The organism is Rubrimonas cliftonensis (assembly GCF_900107585.1).
Classification (GTDB): Bacteria; Pseudomonadota; Alphaproteobacteria; order Rhodobacterales; family Rhodobacteraceae; genus Rubrimonas; species Rubrimonas cliftonensis.
In genome coordinates this window covers 41,521-57,576 of record NZ_FNQM01000014.1, presented here as the reverse complement: position 1 = coordinate 57,576, position 16,056 = coordinate 41,521, and the positions used below count along the sequence as shown (strand labels likewise).

The following is a 16,056-nucleotide window of genomic DNA, read 5'->3' as shown; positions in this document are numbered from 1 at the left end:
ACGCGTCACGGAAGAGACAAGGCGGCGCCCCCGAAATCGAGATGGTCGCCGAGGTAGCACAGCAGCTGGGGCGCAGCCGGCGACGCCACGCCGAGCAGGTGGCCGGCGCAGCCCAGCGCGACGCGCTCGGCCTCGGCGAGGCTCCAGCGCGCGTCAGTCTCACGCGGGTCGCTCTCCTGGCAGATGCGCAGGTCGGCGACCATGACGCCGTCGAGCAGCGCGGCGCGGCGGGGCTTGGCGACGCGCGGGATGGGCGCGAGACGCGGCGTCCGGCGCGGAACCTCGGCCGCGCGCGCCATCGCTTAGGCGGGTCGGGCGCGTCTGTGAGGGTCTTGGCCCAGACCTGCGCGATCTGCCTCTCGCCCGCTTCTTCGTTCCTGACGTGGCGCGTCGAGAGGCCCTCGATCATCCGCGCCGGCGTCGAACCGTCGAGACCGCGGTCGGCGGCGCGGCGCAGCAGCCGGCCGAAAGCGCCCCATGTCACGCTCTCGAAGCCCTCGGCGTCTAGCTTCACGACGGTTCGAGCCTGCGTCTCGCTCCGCGCCCGGCACTGCGCGGCGCAGGCGGCGCGGGCGATGTCGATCGCCTTTTGTCGCCCGCCACGCGCCATGTCGGGTCGCGCCTGAACCGGACCACATGGAGGACGCAGAAAACCGCCAGATCGGCGGCGAACCCGCACCACCCGCCGGCCATCGCGGCGGCGGGGGCCACGACGTGCTGCACGTCCGTCGCCCGCTGGATGGCGGACGGGTCGGTGGGGTCGGACTTCGTGAAGTCGCCGAAGTCCATCGGATGCTCCCAAACGGACGCGACGCCCGAGGGAGCCCGGACGGCGCGTGGTGGTGAATCGCGGTGCGTCGGGGTCAGTCTCTGGGCTTGTGGTAGCTCTCGCGGCGCGAGGCGTTGTCCCTGATCTTTTTCAATCGGTCCTTCAGCGGTTTCGCCATGGCGTCCAACACCATCAGCCGCGCCTCGATGTCCGCGACTTCGCCCGCCTCATCGTCGGTCAGTCTGTCGCGCCATCCCATTCCGTAAGCTATTGCAGCTTTCGGAGATGGCGTCTATACGTAAGCTTATTATGCTTACACCAAACCCCGCGTCCAAGGCCTGCCCGGAGAGAACGATGGATACCGCCGCCATCTTCGAGGGCGCCGCGCGTCTAGAACAGCGCCTGCGCGATGACGCCTGCCCCGATGACGCCGACCGCCTGCGCGACGTGCTGGCCGGCGATCCGCCCAGCCTGCCCGCCCTGCGCCGCGCGCTGCGGGCCATCGCCGCCCACGCCGAAACGCACGGCCATGACGAGCCGGACGTCCGCGCCATGCTGGCGGAGATCGCCGCCGCGCCGGCCGGCGGTAGCCGCCTGACGCTGCGCGCCGCGACGCTCGCCTACGATCTGCGCACGCGCGGCGAGGACGCCGACGCCCGCCGCATCGAGACCGCGCTCAGGCCCGCGCGCCCCAACCAGCGCCGCCTGCGCCGCGCGCTCGCCGCCGCCGGCAGAACCGGCTTCGGCTATCCCGGCGCGGAGCCGGAAGCCGTGGCCCTGGTGGCGGAGATCGACAGCCGCATGGAGGCGCGGCGGCCCTCGTTCGGCTGGCCGTGGCTCGCCGGGGCCACCGCCGTCGCGGTGCTCGCGCTCGCGCTGGCCTAGCTGACCGGGCGCAGCGCGAAGGCGATGCCGGCGGCGCGGCTGGTCGTCTCCACCACCGTCGCCGCAAAGTCGCCCGTCGCGAAATCCGCCTCCAGCGTGGTCAGCTTGGCGATGGCGCTGACGATCAAACCCTCCGAGTAGGAGGCCAGCGCGGTGACGTCGAGCCGGGCGTCGTCCAGCGTCAGCGCCAGCGCATTCTCCCACGCCGAGACGACCACCAGACTGTCGCCGACAGCCGCGCCGGTCGGATGCGGGATGGCGACGGACGACACGTCGCCTGCCGGCGCGACGCCGCCGAAAGCGGCTATCGGGGTCACGGCGTCCAGATCGGTGTAGGCGAGCACGACATCGACGGCGCGGTTGACCGCCGCATCCTCGGCCGTGCCCCGTTGTCCCGACGGTGCGTGTGGCTGATCGCGCCCGCCCCAGCCGCGCTGATCGGGATTACCGCGACCCAGGACGCCATCCATTTGAACCGGTTCTGCGTTCGCGGGTCGAGCGCGTCGCCGAACTCGGCGCCGTCGACCTCAGCCTGCCTCCTGACGGGCAGCAGCAAGCCGAGGGCACGAATGGGACGGCGCTTGACATTGCCGCGCCTGCAACTGACCTACCGGCGCTCCGGGGAGACCGTGTGGTGTCTCCGCGCGCCCGGCGGGAAGCTGACACGCCTGCCTAGCGCCCCCGCGCCCGAGCCCGCCGCCCATCCCGCATAAGGCACGGACGCCGGCGGCCTTTCTCGTGCGCTGGCCACTTGGCACACGGCTGCGCTTCGCGCTGGAGGTGCTCTGCGGCCTCGCGCCGCGCAGCGCCGATCTCTTGGCGATGGGCACGGTGACGATCCTCGCCGACGGTCGCGCGACTTGGCGCCAGCCCAAGAGCGGGACGATGGCCACGCCCGTCGCGCCCGCGACCACGCCTGGCTCGCGGCGCGCCCCAGCGCAAAGATCTGTCTCGCGACCGACACTGACCGCCCGCGTAGCGCGGCGTGCTTCGGCGACTCGTTCCGCGCCGCCTGCGTCGCCGCCGACCTCTCCGGCCGCAGCGGTGACGGTCTGCGCCACACCATCGGCCCAGACGCAGCCGAAGCCGGATGCCGCGCGATCGACGCGGACCTCGGCCACGAGCACCTCAGCGCCGAGGCCGCCGCATACCAGAGCCAAGTAGACGCGATCCGCCTAGCCGAAGCCGCCCGTGCGGCCGTGCGCAAGACCCGAAATGGAACGAAGCCGGCGAAGACGCGGAACGCGGGCGGCTAACCTACTGCAAGATCAGCACGTTAGCACCCGCGATGGCATCCCCTAGGGGACTCGAACCCCTGTTCCCACCGTGAGAGGGTGGTGTCCTAGGCCACTAGACGAAGGGGACTCCGTCGCTGGTGGGGCGTAGCTAAGGGCCATGGCGGCGCGTGTCAAGCGCGCTCCGGAGCAGGCTCATCGCACGAGCATGACCGAGGTGGAGGCGTGGGACGCGAGCGCCCCGCCATGCGACGGCCAGACCGCGTCGAGCAGGCCGGGAACATGCGAAGCCATGACGACGAGATCCGCTCCGGTCTCGCGGACGGCGTCGAGCAGGGCCTCGTCGAGGTCGACCGCCGGATCATGCGACACCAGGGCGCGGGAGGTCGCCTCCACGCCGCGCGCCTCGGCCTGAGCGCGCGCGAAGGCGCCCAGCTTCTGCTCGTATTCCCTTGGCGAATGGGCGACAGAACCCGGCGTCGCCGCGGTGACGCCGACATAGCAGATTGGCGCGGCGTAGAGCTTTGCGAGGTCGGCGGCGACTGAAAGCGCCTTGTCGAGCTTGTCCGCATGAGCGAGGTCAACGGGAACCATGATGGCGTCATACATCAGGAACGCCTCCGTGCTGGGGCGCGACGGCCCGAACGGCGCATGGGCATGCGCGCGACCGACGCGGGAGGTTGATCGTGGCAGACCCGCGCGCGCGTTGTCCACCGCCGGAGCCGCCGCCGCGTCAGCGCGCCGCGCGCTCTATCGTCACCGTTCTGACGAGTTCACCCGTCCCGGCGTCGTAGAGGCGCATGCGCTCGACGCCCTCTCCGTCACGCGTCACGAGGATCAGCGCGCCCGGCGCGGCGCCGGCGGCCGTGACGGTCTCGCCCGGCGGCGCCGCGATCCGCTCGGCGGTCACCGCCTCGAGCGAGAGCGGCGGCGTCAACGGCTGCGAGAGCCGCAGCGCCAACGTTCCGGCCACCACGGCGACGCCGACGATGGCCGTCATGGTCAGCAGCGTCACCAGACGCCGCAGCGCGCGCAGGCGCGGCGGCTCGGGCGGCTCGTCGTCGTCGTCGATCCCCGGCGACGCCTGCGGCGGGCGGGTCCTGTCGGCGCGGAGGTCAGCCATTGAGCGAAGTTCCCGAAGTGGAGGCATGGTCGGATGATGACGGCGACGACGCCGCGCCCGAGGGCGCGGCGTCGCTCACGCTCACCGTGGCGGCCCCCGCGCGGCTCGACAAGGCTCTGGCCGACGCGCAGGCGCGCTTCAGCCGCTCGCGCATCTCCCAGCTCATCGCGGCGGGCGCCGTGCGCGACGCCTCGGGCGCGGTCGCATCGAACCCGGCGCTGAAGGCGCGCGCGGGAGAGGTCTACACCCTCACGCCGCCCCCGATCGCGCCCGCGACCCCGGCGCCCGAGGCGATCCCGCTCGACATCGCGCATGAGGACGCCGCGCTGATCGTCGTCAACAAGCCGGCGGGCATGGTCGTCCACCCCGCCCCCGGAGCGGAGCGCGGCACGCTGGTCGCGGCGCTGCTGCACCATTGCGGCGCGAGCCTCTCCGGCGTCGGGGGCGTCGCGCGGCCCGGGATCGTGCACCGCATCGACAAGGAAACCTCGGGCCTGCTCGTCGTCGCCAAGACGGACGCCGCCCACGCCGCGCTGTCGGCGCAGTTCGCCGCCCACGACCTCGAGCGCAGCTACCTCGCGGTGGTCCGCGGCGCCCCGGACCGCGCCGACGCGCGCCTCGCCGGGCTGCCCGCGGTGTCCTTCGAGCCCGGCGGGATCATCCGCGTCGAGGCGGCGCTGGCCCGCAGCCGCAGCGACCGCAAGAAGATCGCGGTCGACGCCACGGGCCGCCGCGCCGTCACGCGCGTCGAGACCGTCGAGCGCTTCGGCCCGGCCGGAAAAGCCGTCGCCGCACTGCTGCGCTGCAGGCTCGAGACCGGGCGGACGCACCAGATCAGGGTTCACCTGTCCCATGTCGGCCACCCCCTCGCCGGCGACCAGACCTATGGGCGCGGGCGCGGCGGCCATGCGCTGCTGGACGGGTTTCCGCGCCAGGCGCTCCATGCCGCGACGCTCGGCTTCCGCCATCCCGACGACGGGCGCCCCGTGCGCTTCCAGGCCGCGCCGCCGGACGACCTCGCTCACCTGATTGTTTCCTTAAGGAAACTTTAACGGCCTTGCCGCGTTAATGGCGCGTTCATAACTGACGGATTGACGTTGTGATCGGAACGCGATCGCGCGAGACGCTCGGAGGGGACCATGACTTACGCGAATCTTCCGGCCCCGTCGCCGGAACAGGGGCTGAGCCGGTATCTCTCCGAGATCCGCAAGTTTCCGATGCTGGAGCCGCAGGAAGAATACATGCTCGCCAAGGCATGGGCCGACCACGGCGACAGCGAGGCGGCGCACAGGATGGTGACGTCGCACCTGCGCCTCGCCGCCAAGATCGCCATGGGCTATCGCGGCTACGGCCTGCCGACGGCGGAGGTGATCTCCGAGGCGAATGTGGGCCTGATGCAGGCGGTGAAGCGCTTCGACCCCGAAAAGGGCTTCAGGCTGGCGACCTATGCGATGTGGTGGATCCGCGCCGCAATCCAGGAATACATCCTGCGATCGTGGAGCCTCGTGAAGATGGGCACCACGGCGGCGCAGAAGAAGCTGTTCTTCAACCTGCGCAAGGCCAAGAACCGGATCGGCGCGCTCGAGGAGGGCGACCTGCGGCCCGAGAACGTCGAGCGCATCGCGACCGATCTCGGCGTGACCGTCGACGAGGTCGTGTCGATGAACCGGCGTCTGGGCGGCGGCGGCGACGCGTCCCTCAACGCCCCGGTCTCCGCCGAGGGCGAGGGCGCGGCGGAGTGGCAGGACTGGTTGACCGACGACGACGCCGACCAGGCCACCCGTTTCGCCGAAAGGCAGGAGCTCGACCAGCGGCGCGACCTGCTGATCAGCGCCATGGGCGCGCTCAACGAACGCGAGCGCCACATCCTCACCGAGCGCAAGCTGAAGGACGAGCCGGTGACGCTGGAGCAGCTCAGCGAGGTCTACAACGTCAGCCGCGAGCGCATCCGCCAGATCGAGAGCCGCGCCTTCGAGAAGCTCCAGAACAGGATGCGCGAACTCGCCGCCGAAAAAGGGTTGCTGCAGCCGGTCGAATGACGCCGGCGCACGGTGGCGCGGAGCGGCGCCGAGGTCGGCGCCGCTCCGCCCCCCGCCCTGAAGCGCCGCGCGCGCGTCCGATGGCGACGTTTGCGCGGGCCCACCCTCACGGCCGCGTCTCGGGCCGCGCCCATGTCGGCCGGCGCCCGGCTCACCGCTGCGGGGAGGAGCGCAGAGGCAGGTCCACCGTGAAGGTCGATCCCTCGCCCTCGACGCTTCGCACGGAGAGCGATCCGCCATGGGCCGTGACGAGATCATGGGCGAGCGACAGTCCGATGCCGGCGCCGGCGATGCCCGTCGCCGTCGCAGCGCGGAAGTAGCGCCTGAACAGCTTCGACAGATCCTCGGCGCCGATGCCGAGGCCGTAGTCGCGCACGTCGACCCGCAGCCGGTCGCCTTCGCGGCGCAGCGCCACGTCCACGCGGTCGGCGGCGGGCGAGTACTTCCTTGCGTTGCCGAACAGGTTGTCGAACACATGGGCGAGTCGGGCGGCGTCGCCGTCGATCCAGGCTTCGTCGACGCCGTCCGCATCCAGAACGAAAGCGTGCGATTCGGAACCCTCCGAAGCGCTGTGGACGGCGGCGCGCAGAAATGCCGCGAAGTCCATCGGCTCGGGCCGGCAGTCGAAATGGCCCGCCTCCGCCCTCGCGATCTGCAGGGTGCTGTCAATGAGCATGCCGAGCCGCGCGAGCGCTTCGTCGATCATCTGCATCCGTCGCTCGTGGTCGACCGCATCGCCCGCCTTCAGCGCCCTGCGCGCGCGCCGGGCGGCGAGGCTGATGATGCTCATCGGCGTGCGAATCTCGTGGCTGGCCATCCGGACGAACTCGAACTGCTGTTCGTTCACCTCCTGCTGGCGCTTCAGCGCCGCGGCGAGCGCGTCGCTCTGGCGGGCGATGATCGCGGTGCGCTCGGCGACGCGGCGCTCCAGGTCGTCCCGCTCGGCGCGCAGCTTCTCGCGCAGCGCCCTTGTCTCGGTAATGTCGCGCTCGATGAGGAGAAGGCGGACCGGCCTTCCGTCGGCGTCGCGCTGCACGGTGATGCGGGTGTCGGCGTAGTAGATCTCCCCGTCACGCGCCCTGTTGCGCGTCTCGTTCTGCCGATAGGCGCCCGAGATCAACGCCTTGATCGCGGCCTGCGGTCCCGTGAAGCTCTGTCCCGTCTTGTCTAGAAGTTCGCAGTGCGACCGTCCGACGACGTCCCCCAGCGCATACCCCGAGCGACGCACAAAGGCGTCGTTGGCCCAGATGACCCGGAAATCCAGATCCGTGATGGTGATGAGATCCTGCGCGTTCTCGATCAGGTGACCGATGCAGTCCAGCCGCTGCCGATCGGCCTGGTGGCCTGCGAGCGTGCGCACGGCCGCGGCGACCCGCTCGGCGCGCTCGGCGTCGGACGCGCCCGGCGGACACGGGTCGCTTGCCACCGCCAGCCAGTGCGCCTCCATGTCACCCGAAGCCTCCAGCCTCGACAGGACGAGGCGCAGCGCCTCGGTCTCCTCGCGCGCCTGGAGGGCGGCCTCGCGGACGCGCCGGCCCGCCGGGGCCTCGGCGCCATCGAGAGGCGTCAGCCGCGCGGCGCGCAGTTCGTCGAGCGACATGCCGCTCTCGCGCTCGAAGGCGCGGTTGCACCACACGGCGCTGAGGGTGCGGCCTCCATCCTCACGCAGCACGAGCAGGCCCTCGGCTGCAGTTTCGGCGATCAGCACCGCTGAATAGGGCTGTTTCAAAGCCGCCTCCCGCATCAAAATATCCCGAAAACTCTAGTGTTGGGTGTTCAACAGAGTGTTAGCGGTGCGCCCGTTTACTTCGAAAGACACAGATTATTGAATTGCTTCGGAGGACCACGCCGCCGCCATGGCGTGACGCGGATGAAGCGCTATGATGCTCGCGGAAGACCGCCTTGGGAGCCCAGCCGATGCGCATGCCGACCCCGGACCCCGACATCCTCGCGCGCCGCAGCGCCGTCGCGGCGCGGTTGCGCGCCGTGCTGCCCGAAGACGCCGTGATCGACGCGTCGGAGGAACTGGTCGCCTACGAGTGCGACGCGCTTTCGGCCTATCGCTGCCCGCCGCTCGCCGTGGTGCTGCCGCGCTCGACCGCGGAGGTCGCGAGCGCCCTGCGCGTCTGCTGGGAGGAGGGTGTGCCCGTCGTGCCGCGCGGCTCGGGCACCTCGCTCGCAGGCGGCGCGCTGCCCACCGCCGACAGCGTGATCCTCGGCGTCGCGCGGCTCAACCGCGTGCTGGAGACGAGCCTTGAGGACCGCGTGATCCGCGTGCAGACCGGCGTCACCAACATCTCCGTGACGCAGGCCGTGCAGAGCGACGGCTTCTTCTACGCGCCAGACCCCTCCTCGCAGCTCGCCTGCGCCATCGCCGGCAACATCGCCATGAACTCCGGCGGCGCGCATTGCCTGAAATACGGCGTCACCACCAACAACCTGCTCGGCGTCACCTTCGTCACGATGCAAGGCGAGGTGATGGAGATCGGCGGCGCCCATCTCGACGCGCCCGGCCTCGACCTGCTGGGCGTGATCTGCGGCTCGGAGGGCCAGCTCGGCGTGGTGACGGAGGCGACCCTGCGCATCCTCGCCGCGCCCGAGGGGGCCCGCCCCATCCTGTTCGGTTTCGAGACCAGCGCGGTGGCCGGCGCCTGCGTGGCGGACATCATCCGCGCCGGCGTCATCCCCGTGGCGCTGGAGTTCATGGACGGCCCGGCGATCCGTGTCTGCGAGGAGTTCGCGCAGGCCGGCTATCCGCTGAACGCCGGCGCTTTGCTCATCGTTGAGGTCGAGGGCAGCCCGGCCGAGATCGACGACCAGCTCGCCCGCATCAGGGCCATCGCCGCGGGTCACGCCCCGCTCGCCGTGCGCGAGGCCGCGACGCCCGAGGAGGCCGCGGCGATCTGGCTCGGCCGCAAGTCCGCCTTCGGGGCCATGGGCCAGATTTCGGACTACATGTGCCTCGACGGCACGATCCCGGTCGGCGCGCTGCCGGAAGTGCTGTCGCGCATCGAGGCGCTGAGCGCGCAGTACGGGCTCGGCGTCGCCAACATCTTCCACGCCGGCGACGGCAACATGCACCCGCTGATCATGTTCGACGCCAACAAGCCCGGCGACCTGGAGAAATGCGAGGCGTTCGGCGCCGACATCCTGCGCCTCTGCGTCGAGGTCGGCGGCTGCCTCACCGGCGAGCATGGCGTGGGCGTGGAGAAGCGCGAGCTGATGACCGCCCAGTTCACCGCCGACGACATGACCGCCCAGATGGCGGTGAAGGACGTGTTCGACCCGAAATGGCTGCTCAACCCCGGCAAGGTCTTTCCGCTGGCGACGGTGGAAGGCCACCGCATGGCGGCGGAATGACGGTCGCGGCCACCCGTCGCGGGCTGTCGGCGTGAGCCTCGCCGAGGCGCTGGCGCCGGCTTCCGAGGCCGAGGCCGCCGAGGCCGTCCGCGACGGCGGCCCGTTCGAGATCGTCGGCGGCGGCGCGCGGCTGGCGCTCGGCCGTCCCGTCGAGGCGGCGCCGCTCTCGACGCTGCGGCTGGACGCGGTGACGCTCTACGAGCCGCAGGCGCTGACACTGGTGGCCGGCGCCGGCGCCCGGCTCGACGCGATCGAGGCGATGCTTGCGGCGGAAGGCCAGCGCCTGCCCTTCGAGCCGATGGATCCGCGCCCGCTGCTGGGCTCCGACGGCCCGCTCACGCTCGGCGGCGTCGCCGCGACCAACGCCTCCGGCCCGCGCCGCATCCAGGCCGGCGCCTGCCGCGACAGCCTGATCGGCGTGCGGCTGGTGGACGGGCGCGGCACGGTGCTGAAGAACGGCGGCCGGGTGATGAAGAACGTCACCGGCTACGATCTCGTGAAGCTGATGTGCGGCGCCTATGGCGTGCTGGGCCTGCTCACCGAGGTCGCCTTCAAGCTCCAGCCGATCCCCGAGACCTCCGCGACGCTGGTGCTGCGAGGTCTGGACGAAGCGCGCGCCATCGCAGCGCTGTCGATGGCGCTCGGCAGCCCCTTCGACGTGACCGGCGCCGCCCACGCCGCCGGCGAGACGCTGGCGCGCATCGAGGGGTTCGAGGCGTCGGTCGCCTACCGGGCGGCGGAGCTGCGCAAGGCGCTGGCGGCGTTCGGCGAGGCGGAGATCGTCATGGACGACCCCGCGCGCTGGGCCGCGGTGCGCGACGCGACGCCGCTGGCCGGCGCGCAGGGCGCGGTCTGGCGGCTCTCGCTCAGGCCGTCAGACGGGCCGAAGGCTGTGGCGGCGCTGCGCGAGGCCGGCGCGGCGCAGGATGCGCTCTACGACTGGGGCGGCGGGCTCGTCTGGTTGCTGACGCCGGAGGACGGCGACGCCGGCGCGGCCGCGATCCGCGCTGAGGTCTCGCGCCGAGGCGGCCACGCGACCCTCTTTCGCGCCGGCCAGGCGACGCGCCGCGCGGTGGCCCCGTTCCACCCCGAGCCCGCGCCGGTCGCGGCGCTCTCGGCGGGCCTGCGCGCGAAGTTCGACCCCGCCGGCAAGCTCAACCCGGGGCGCATGGCGCCGTGACCCGCGCCATCGCGCCGTTCGGCTTCGTCGGGTCGCCGCCGCTCCGCATCGAACCGCGCGTCGCGCTACGGCGCCTCGCCGACCAGAGAGAGACCTGATGCAGACCACCTTCACCGAGGCGCAGCTCGCCGATCCGCAGGTCGCGCGCTCCAACCAGATCCTGCGCAAATGCGTCCACTGCGGCTTCTGCACGGCGACCTGCCCGACCTACGTCACCCTCGGCGACGAACTCGACAGCCCCCGCGGCCGCATCTACCTCATCAAGCAGATGCTGGAGCAGGGGCGGCCCGCCGACGAGAAGACGGTCAAGCATATCGACCGCTGCCTCTCCTGCCTCGCCTGCATGACGACCTGCCCCTCGGGCGTGCACTACATGCACCTCGTCGACCACGCCCGCGAGCATATCGAGAAGACCTATCGCCGCCCGTGGGACGACCGCGCCCTGCGCTGGCTGCTGTCGGTGGTGCTGCCCTACCCGACCCGCTTCCGGCTCGCCATCCTCGGCGCATGGGCGGCGAAGCCCTTCGCGCGCTTCCTGCCGCGCAAACTGCGCGCCATGGTCGAGTTCGCGCCCGCGACGCTGCCCCCGCCCTCGCCGATGGACCGGCCGCAGGTGTTCCCCGCGCAGGGGCCGCGACGCGCCCGCATGGCGCTGATGACCGGCTGCGCGCAGCGTGCGCTCGACACCGACATCAACGAGGCGACCATCCGCCTGCTCACCCGCCACGGCGTGGAGGTGGTGGTGGCCGAGGGCCAGGGCTGCTGCGGCGCGCTCACCCACCACATGGGCAAGACCGGCCTCGCCCACGCGACGGCGGCGCGAAACATCCGCGCCTGGGTGCGGGAGATGGACGGCGCGGGCCTCGACGCGGTGGTGATCAACGCTTCCGGCTGCGGCACGACGGTCAAGGACTACGGCCACATGTTCCGCACCGAAGCCGGGCTTGCGGGCGACGCCGCGCGGGTCTCCGCCATCACCCGCGACATATCCGAGGTGATGGTCGCGCTGGAGCTCTCCGCGCCCGACAAGGCCCCCGCGCTGCGCGTCGCCTATCACGCCGCCTGCTCGCTCCAGCATGGGCAGAAGATCAGGGCGCACCCCAAGACCCTGCTGAAGTCCGCGGGCTTCGAGGTGGTGGAGCCCGCCGAGAGCCATCTCTGCTGCGGCTCGGCCGGCACCTACAACCTCACGCAGCCCGAGATCGCGGCGCAGCTCAAGGAGCGGAAGGCGGCAAATCTCGCGGCGACCGCGCCGCAGGTGATCGCCGCGGGAAACATCGGCTGCATCGCGCAGATCGCCTCGACGCGAATCGCTCCCGTCGTCCATACCGTCGAACTCCTGGACTGGGCGACCGGTGGACCGAAACCCGCCAAGTTGACGGCTGCGGGACTGTAGGACGCCGGCGGCGCGGCGCGGCGGGGGAGAAGGGACGATGCAGGCTGCAACGCTGAAAGGCGCGACGCGCGCTCGGCGTCTGGCCGCCGTGCTGGCGGCGGCGGCGGCGTTCGCCGCCTTCGGCGGCGTCTCGTCGGCGGACACGCGGCGCCTGATGACGACGGAGGAGGCGCCGGCCTGGCTCGGCGTGGGCCGCGTCAACATCGCCGGCTCGCGGTTCTGCACGGGCACGCTGATCAGCGAGCGGATCGTCGCCACCGCGGCCCATTGCCTGTTCAACCCGCGCACCAAGGCGCCGACGCCGCTCTCCGAGATCAAGTTCGTCGCCGGACTGATGCGCGGCGGGCACGCGGGCTTCCGCCGCGTCTCCGCCGCGGCTATCCCGCCGGACTACCGCTTCAGCGGCAAGGCCGAGGCGCGGAACATCGCCGCCGACGTGGCGCTGCTGGCGCTGGACCGGCCGATCGAGGCCGCGCCGCCCTTTCCGACGCGCGGCTGGCGCGAGTCGCGCCCGCTCACGATCGTCTCCTATGCGCGCAACCGGCCCCATGCCCCCAGCATCGACGAAGCGTGCGACGTGATCGGCCGCGCCGGCACGATCACCGCGCTGGACTGCATCGTGACTTTCGGGGCGTCGGGCGCCCCGGTCTTCGCACGCGGGGCCGACGGCTCGGCCACGCTGGTCGCCGTCGTCTCCGCCCAGAGCGGCGACCCGGACAAGGGGAGCGCGGGCGGCCGTCGGGCTCTGGTCGTCGACGTGGCGCCGTTCCTGGGCCCGCTCATGGAACAGCTCATCGGCGCCGACGGCGCCATGTTCACCGTCGGGCCCTAGCGCGCCCCGAGCGGCCGCGCCGACGGGGTCTTGACGCGGAAAATCGGCGCAACCACCTAAGCATGGCCGGCGGCCCGTGACGGGCGTCGGCGATCGGAGCACGGCGCGTCCATCCGGAGCGCCGTCGTCCGGAACCGTATCGCTCACTGGAGGATATGATCCATGCGCACCATCGACCTGACCCCGCTCTACCGCTCCACCGTCGGCTTCGACCGGCTGGCCGCCATGCTGGACGCGGCCATGAGCCACGACCTCGGCTCGCAGAGCTACCCGCCCTACAACATCGAGAAGACCGGGGAGGACGCCTACCGCATCACCATAGCGGTGGCGGGCTTCGCGGAGGACGATCTTTCGGTCGAGAGCCGCGACGGCCAGCTGCTGATCTCGGGCCGCAAGTCGCGCGAGGAGGGGGAAAAGACCGCCTATCTCCATCGCGGCATCGCGGAGCGCGCATTCGAGCGCCGCTTCCAGCTCGCCGAGCATGTGAAGCCGGTCGGCGCGACCGTCGAGAACGGCATGCTGCATGTCGAACTCGTCCGCGAAGTGCCCGAGGCGCTGAAGCCGCGCCGCATCGAGATCGCGCGCAACGCGCCGCGCCAGATCGACAGCCAGGCCGCGTGACGAGCGCGTGAAGCCTAACCGGAAGGCGGCGTCAGCCGCCCTCCGGCGCAGACCGGCGCGGCGCCCTCAATAGCCGTTGACGTTTCCCTCGACGGCGCGGCCGGTCCCAAGCACCTCTGCGTCCCTGATCCAAAGGATCTCGTCCCCGCTCAGGCCTACCGACCAGCAATCCGGCCCTTCGCCGTAGTCAAAGCACATCGCGTCACCCTCGACCGTCCAGGCGCCGGTGTATCCCTCGCCCCGTATCACCCCGTCCTCGCCGTAGAACTCGCTGTAGGGGCCGCCGTCGAGCATGCCGCCGGCGATGGTCTTGCCGGAGACGACGGCGCGGATGCGTTCCCCGTCAAGCGGAGACTGCGCCCGGGCGGCGCAGGCAGCCAAGGCGACAAGGCAGCAGGCTGCGACGAGGCCGGCGGTCGTGAGGGTGGGCTGCATTTCCATCTCCCTGCTGCGCATGGCTCTCAGCTAGCGCGCCCCGCTCCGACCGCCACGGCGGGCGCGCGAATGCTGCGCCGCGCCGGCGCCGGGGCTACCCGCTGCGCGATAAGTCTTGACCCCCGCGCCCGCTCAGAGAGACTGTCGCATTCGCGAGTGTCCGCGAGAGACGCCGCGGCTGGCCTTCGGGCCGCAGGGAGAGGAGACGCCGTGGCGCTGTCGCACCAGACGCCCGAGGACGCTTGCGACACCTTCGCGAAGCTCCTCGACCGCAACGCCGCGGTGCGCGGCGACCGCCCGGCCGCGCGCGAGAAGGCGCTCGGCGTCTGGGCGAGCTGGACATGGGCCGAGGCGCGCGAGGAAGTCCGGGCGCTCGCCATGGGGCTGCGCGAGCTGGGCCTCGCGCCCGGGGACCGCGTGGCGGTGGTGGGGACCAACCGACCGCAGCTCTACTGGTCGATGATCGCCAGCCAGTGCTGCGGCGCGCAGCCGGTGCCGCTCTATCAGGACAGCGTCGCCGACGAGATGGCCTATGTGCTCGACCATGCCGAGGTGCGCTTCGCCGTGGTCGAGGATCAGGAGCAGGTGGACAAGCTGCTCGCCATCGCCGACCGGCTGCCGATGCTGGAGCGCATCCTCTATCTCGACCCGAGGGGGCTGCGTCGCTACGACCATGGCCGGCTCACCGCGCTCTCGGAGGCGCAGGCGAAGGGCCGCGAGCATGCGGCGCGGCTGGAGCCCGAGATCAACGCCGTCGTCGCCGCGCAGACCGGCGCCGAGCCCTGCGTGATGCTCTACACCTCCGGCACCACGGGCAAGCCCAAGGGCGTCGTGCTCTCCTATGACAACATCCTCAAGACCTCCCGCGCCTCGGCGGCCTTCGACGGGCTGACCGACCGCGACAGCATCCTCGCCTATCTGCCGATGGCGTGGGTGGGCGACTTCATCTTCTCGATGGGACAGGCCTACGTCACCGGCTTCTGCGTCGCCTGCCCCGAGAGCGCCGAGACGATGATGACCGACCTGCGCGAGATCGGGCCGAGCTACTTCTTCGCGCCGCCGCGCATCTTCGAGACGCTGCTGACGAGCGTCACGATCCGGATGGAGGACGCCGGGCCGATCAAGAAGCGCCTGTTCGACCATTTCATCGGCCATGCGCGCCGGGTCGGCTGCGCGATCCTCGACGGCCGCCCCGTCTCGACGGCGGACCGGCTGTGGTATCGCGTCGGCGAGGCGCTGGTGTACGGGCCGCTGAAGAATGCGCTGGGCATGAGCCGCATCCGCGTCGGCTACACCGCCGGCGAGGCGATCGGGCCGGAGATCTTCGAGTTCTACCGCTCGCTCGGCGTGAACCTCAAGCAGCTCTACGGCCAGACCGAGGCGAGCGTGTTCATCACCCAGCAACCCGACGGCGCCGTGCGGGCGGACACGGTCGGCGTGCCGAGCCCCGGCGTCGAACTGCGCATCGGCGAGAGCGGCGAAGTGTTCTACCGCTCTCCGGGCGTGTTCATGGAGTACTACCGCAACGCCGAGGCCACCGCCGAGACCAAGGACGCCGAGGGCTGGGTCGCGACCGGCGACGCCGGCTTCTTCGAGCCCGACACCGGGCAACTCCGCATCATCGACCGCGCCAAGGACGTCGGGAAACTCACCTCCGGCGCGCTGTTCGCGCCCAAATATGTCGAGAACAAGCTGAAGTTCTTCCCCGACATCAAGGAGGCGGTGAGCTTCGGCCACGGGCGCGACCATGTCTGCGCCTTCGTCAACATCGACCTCGACAGCGTCGGCGCCTGGGCGGAGCGCAACAACGTCGCCTACGCCAGCTATCAGGAGCTCGCCCAGCACCCGCGCGTCACCGGGAAGATCGCCGCGCAGGTGGCCGAGGCGAACCGCTCGATCGCCTCGGACCCGCTGCTCAGCGCCTGCCAGGTGCGCCGCTTCCTGATCCTGCACAAGGAGCTCGACCCCGACGACGGCGAGATGACCCGCACCATGAAGGTGCGCCGCCGCATCATCGCCGAGCGCTACCAGCCGCTGATCGACGCGCTCTATTCGGACGCGACGGAGGTCTTCGCCGACGTCGAGGTGAGCTACGAGGACGGCCGCAAGGGCCGCATCAGCGCCACCGTCCGCATCATCGACGCGGAGACGGTCGAGCCGGCGCGGGAGATTGCGGCGTGA

The 16,056-nt window shown here is 71.4% G+C and carries 17 protein-coding genes and 1 tRNA gene; 9 read left to right on the top strand and 9 right to left on the bottom strand.

Annotated features, from left to right (window positions below; genetic code table 11):
• Positions 1-5: 5 nt before the first annotated feature.
• From BLW43_RS17100 to BLW43_RS23665, 3 genes are all read right to left on the bottom strand, one after another.
• Complete coding sequence (locus BLW43_RS17100) at positions 6-299, bottom strand: hypothetical protein (RefSeq protein ID WP_093255329.1); 294 nt, start codon at positions 297-299, stop codon at positions 6-8.
• Positions 300-510: 211 nt separating this feature from the next.
• Positions 511-789, bottom strand: coding sequence for a hypothetical protein (locus BLW43_RS17095; RefSeq protein ID WP_093255327.1), 279 nt, complete (start codon positions 787-789; stop codon positions 511-513).
• Between the two features lie 74 nt (positions 790-863).
• Positions 864-1,028, bottom strand: a complete 165-nt coding sequence (locus BLW43_RS23665) for a hypothetical protein (protein ID WP_175478970.1) — start codon at positions 1,026-1,028, stop codon at positions 864-866.
• Between the two features lie 95 nt (positions 1,029-1,123).
• Here BLW43_RS23665 and BLW43_RS17090 point away from each other — a divergent pair, with 95 nt between their 5' ends.
• On the top strand, positions 1,124-1,654 hold the full coding sequence (locus BLW43_RS17090) for a hypothetical protein (protein ID WP_093255326.1): 531 nt from the start codon (positions 1,124-1,126) through the stop codon (positions 1,652-1,654).
• On the opposite strand, the gene BLW43_RS17085 is transcribed toward BLW43_RS17090, so the two are convergent.
• From BLW43_RS17085 to BLW43_RS17065, 4 genes are all read right to left on the bottom strand, one after another.
• On the bottom strand, positions 1,651-2,124 hold the full coding sequence (locus BLW43_RS17085) for a hypothetical protein (RefSeq protein ID WP_139284112.1): 474 nt from the start codon (positions 2,122-2,124) through the stop codon (positions 1,651-1,653). The genes BLW43_RS17090 and BLW43_RS17085 overlap by 4 nt on opposite strands.
• Before the next feature lie 819 nt (positions 2,125-2,943).
• A tRNA-Glu gene (locus BLW43_RS17075) sits at positions 2,944-3,019 on the bottom strand.
• A gap of 65 nt (positions 3,020-3,084) precedes the next feature.
• Complete coding sequence (locus BLW43_RS17070) at positions 3,085-3,498, bottom strand: universal stress protein (RefSeq protein ID WP_093255321.1); 414 nt, start codon at positions 3,496-3,498, stop codon at positions 3,085-3,087.
• Between the two features lie 124 nt (positions 3,499-3,622).
• A complete protein-coding gene (locus BLW43_RS17065; RefSeq protein WP_093255319.1) occupies positions 3,623-4,012 on the bottom strand; it encodes a DUF6476 family protein in 390 nt (129 codons plus the stop codon).
• Between the two features lie 86 nt (positions 4,013-4,098).
• Here BLW43_RS17065 and BLW43_RS17060 point away from each other — a divergent pair, with 86 nt between their 5' ends.
• Together BLW43_RS17060 and rpoH are read left to right on the top strand one after the other, a co-directional pair.
• A complete protein-coding gene (locus tag BLW43_RS17060) occupies positions 4,099-5,064 on the top strand; it encodes an RluA family pseudouridine synthase (RefSeq protein ID WP_245731107.1) in 966 nt (321 codons plus the stop codon).
• Positions 5,065-5,151: 87 nt separating this feature from the next.
• A complete protein-coding gene (rpoH, locus tag BLW43_RS17055) occupies positions 5,152-6,051 on the top strand; it encodes an RNA polymerase sigma factor RpoH (RefSeq protein WP_093255317.1) in 900 nt (299 codons plus the stop codon).
• A gap of 151 nt (positions 6,052-6,202) precedes the next feature.
• Here rpoH and BLW43_RS17050 read toward each other — a convergent pair whose 3' ends face one another.
• On the bottom strand, positions 6,203-7,780 hold the full coding sequence (locus BLW43_RS17050; protein WP_175478969.1) for a sensor histidine kinase: 1,578 nt from the start codon (positions 7,778-7,780) through the stop codon (positions 6,203-6,205).
• A gap of 188 nt (positions 7,781-7,968) precedes the next feature.
• On the opposite strand from BLW43_RS17050, the gene BLW43_RS17045 reads away from it, so the two are divergent.
• The 5 genes from BLW43_RS17045 to BLW43_RS17025 all read left to right on the top strand — a co-directional run bounded on the left by BLW43_RS17045 (position 7,969) and on the right by BLW43_RS17025 (position 13,440).
• Positions 7,969-9,411 (top strand): FAD-linked oxidase C-terminal domain-containing protein, encoded by a 1,443-nt coding sequence (locus BLW43_RS17045; RefSeq protein WP_093255313.1) that lies wholly within the window; start codon positions 7,969-7,971, stop codon positions 9,409-9,411.
• A 49-nt stretch (positions 9,412-9,460) separates the two neighbouring features.
• Entirely contained in the window at positions 9,461-10,591 is a 1,131-nt protein-coding gene (locus BLW43_RS17040) for an FAD-binding protein (protein ID WP_093255369.1), read from the top strand.
• Between the two features lie 97 nt (positions 10,592-10,688).
• Positions 10,689-11,987: a glycolate oxidase subunit GlcF gene (gene glcF, locus BLW43_RS17035; protein WP_093255311.1), complete on the top strand. Its 1,299-nt coding sequence runs from the start codon at positions 10,689-10,691 to the stop codon at positions 11,985-11,987.
• Between the two features lie 37 nt (positions 11,988-12,024).
• Positions 12,025-12,819, top strand: a complete 795-nt coding sequence (locus tag BLW43_RS17030) for a trypsin-like serine peptidase (RefSeq protein ID WP_093255309.1) — start codon at positions 12,025-12,027, stop codon at positions 12,817-12,819.
• 162 nt (positions 12,820-12,981) lie between these two features.
• A complete protein-coding gene (locus BLW43_RS17025; RefSeq protein WP_093255307.1) occupies positions 12,982-13,440 on the top strand; it encodes an Hsp20 family protein in 459 nt (152 codons plus the stop codon).
• A 66-nt stretch (positions 13,441-13,506) separates the two neighbouring features.
• Here BLW43_RS17025 and BLW43_RS17020 read toward each other — a convergent pair whose 3' ends face one another.
• Positions 13,507-13,875 carry a hypothetical protein gene (locus BLW43_RS17020; RefSeq protein WP_139284111.1) on the bottom strand — a complete coding sequence of 123 codons (369 nt, stop codon included), beginning with the start codon at positions 13,873-13,875 and terminating at the stop codon, positions 13,507-13,509.
• 216 nt (positions 13,876-14,091) lie between these two features.
• Here BLW43_RS17020 and BLW43_RS17015 point away from each other — a divergent pair, with 216 nt between their 5' ends.
• Positions 14,092-16,056 carry an AMP-binding protein gene (locus BLW43_RS17015; RefSeq protein ID WP_425441191.1) on the top strand — a complete coding sequence of 655 codons (1,965 nt, stop codon included), beginning with the start codon at positions 14,092-14,094 and terminating at the stop codon, positions 16,054-16,056.

Bases quoted from the DNA above. Each gene is read 5' to 3' on its own strand.
- BLW43_RS17095 (WP_093255327.1), bottom strand. From the start codon at position 789: ATGGACTTCGGCGACTTCACGAAGTCCGACCCCACCGACCCGTCCGCC.
- BLW43_RS17085 (WP_139284112.1), bottom strand. From the start codon at position 2,124: ATGGATGGCGTCCTGGGTCGCGGTAATCCCGATCAGCGCGGCTGGGGC.
- glcF (WP_093255311.1), top strand. From the start codon at position 10,689: ATGCAGACCACCTTCACCGAGGCGCAGCTCGCCGATCCGCAGGTCGCG.
- BLW43_RS17090 (WP_093255326.1), top strand. From the start codon at position 1,124: ATGGATACCGCCGCCATCTTCGAGGGCGCCGCGCGTCTAGAACAGCGC.
- BLW43_RS17020 (WP_139284111.1), bottom strand. From the start codon at position 13,875: ATGCAGCCCACCCTCACGACCGCCGGCCTCGTCGCAGCCTGCTGCCTT.
- BLW43_RS17065 (WP_093255319.1), bottom strand. From the start codon at position 4,012: ATGGCTGACCTCCGCGCCGACAGGACCCGCCCGCCGCAGGCGTCGCCG.
- BLW43_RS23665 (WP_175478970.1), bottom strand. From the start codon at position 1,028: ATGGGATGGCGCGACAGACTGACCGACGATGAGGCGGGCGAAGTCGCG.
- BLW43_RS17045 (WP_093255313.1), top strand. From the start codon at position 7,969: ATGCGCATGCCGACCCCGGACCCCGACATCCTCGCGCGCCGCAGCGCC.
- BLW43_RS17070 (WP_093255321.1), bottom strand. From the start codon at position 3,498: ATGTATGACGCCATCATGGTTCCCGTTGACCTCGCTCATGCGGACAAG.
- BLW43_RS17100 (WP_093255329.1), bottom strand. From the start codon at position 299: ATGGCGCGCGCGGCCGAGGTTCCGCGCCGGACGCCGCGTCTCGCGCCC.
- BLW43_RS17025 (WP_093255307.1), top strand. From the start codon at position 12,982: ATGCGCACCATCGACCTGACCCCGCTCTACCGCTCCACCGTCGGCTTC.
- BLW43_RS17030 (WP_093255309.1), top strand. From the start codon at position 12,025: ATGCAGGCTGCAACGCTGAAAGGCGCGACGCGCGCTCGGCGTCTGGCC.
- rpoH (WP_093255317.1), top strand. From the start codon at position 5,152: ATGACTTACGCGAATCTTCCGGCCCCGTCGCCGGAACAGGGGCTGAGC.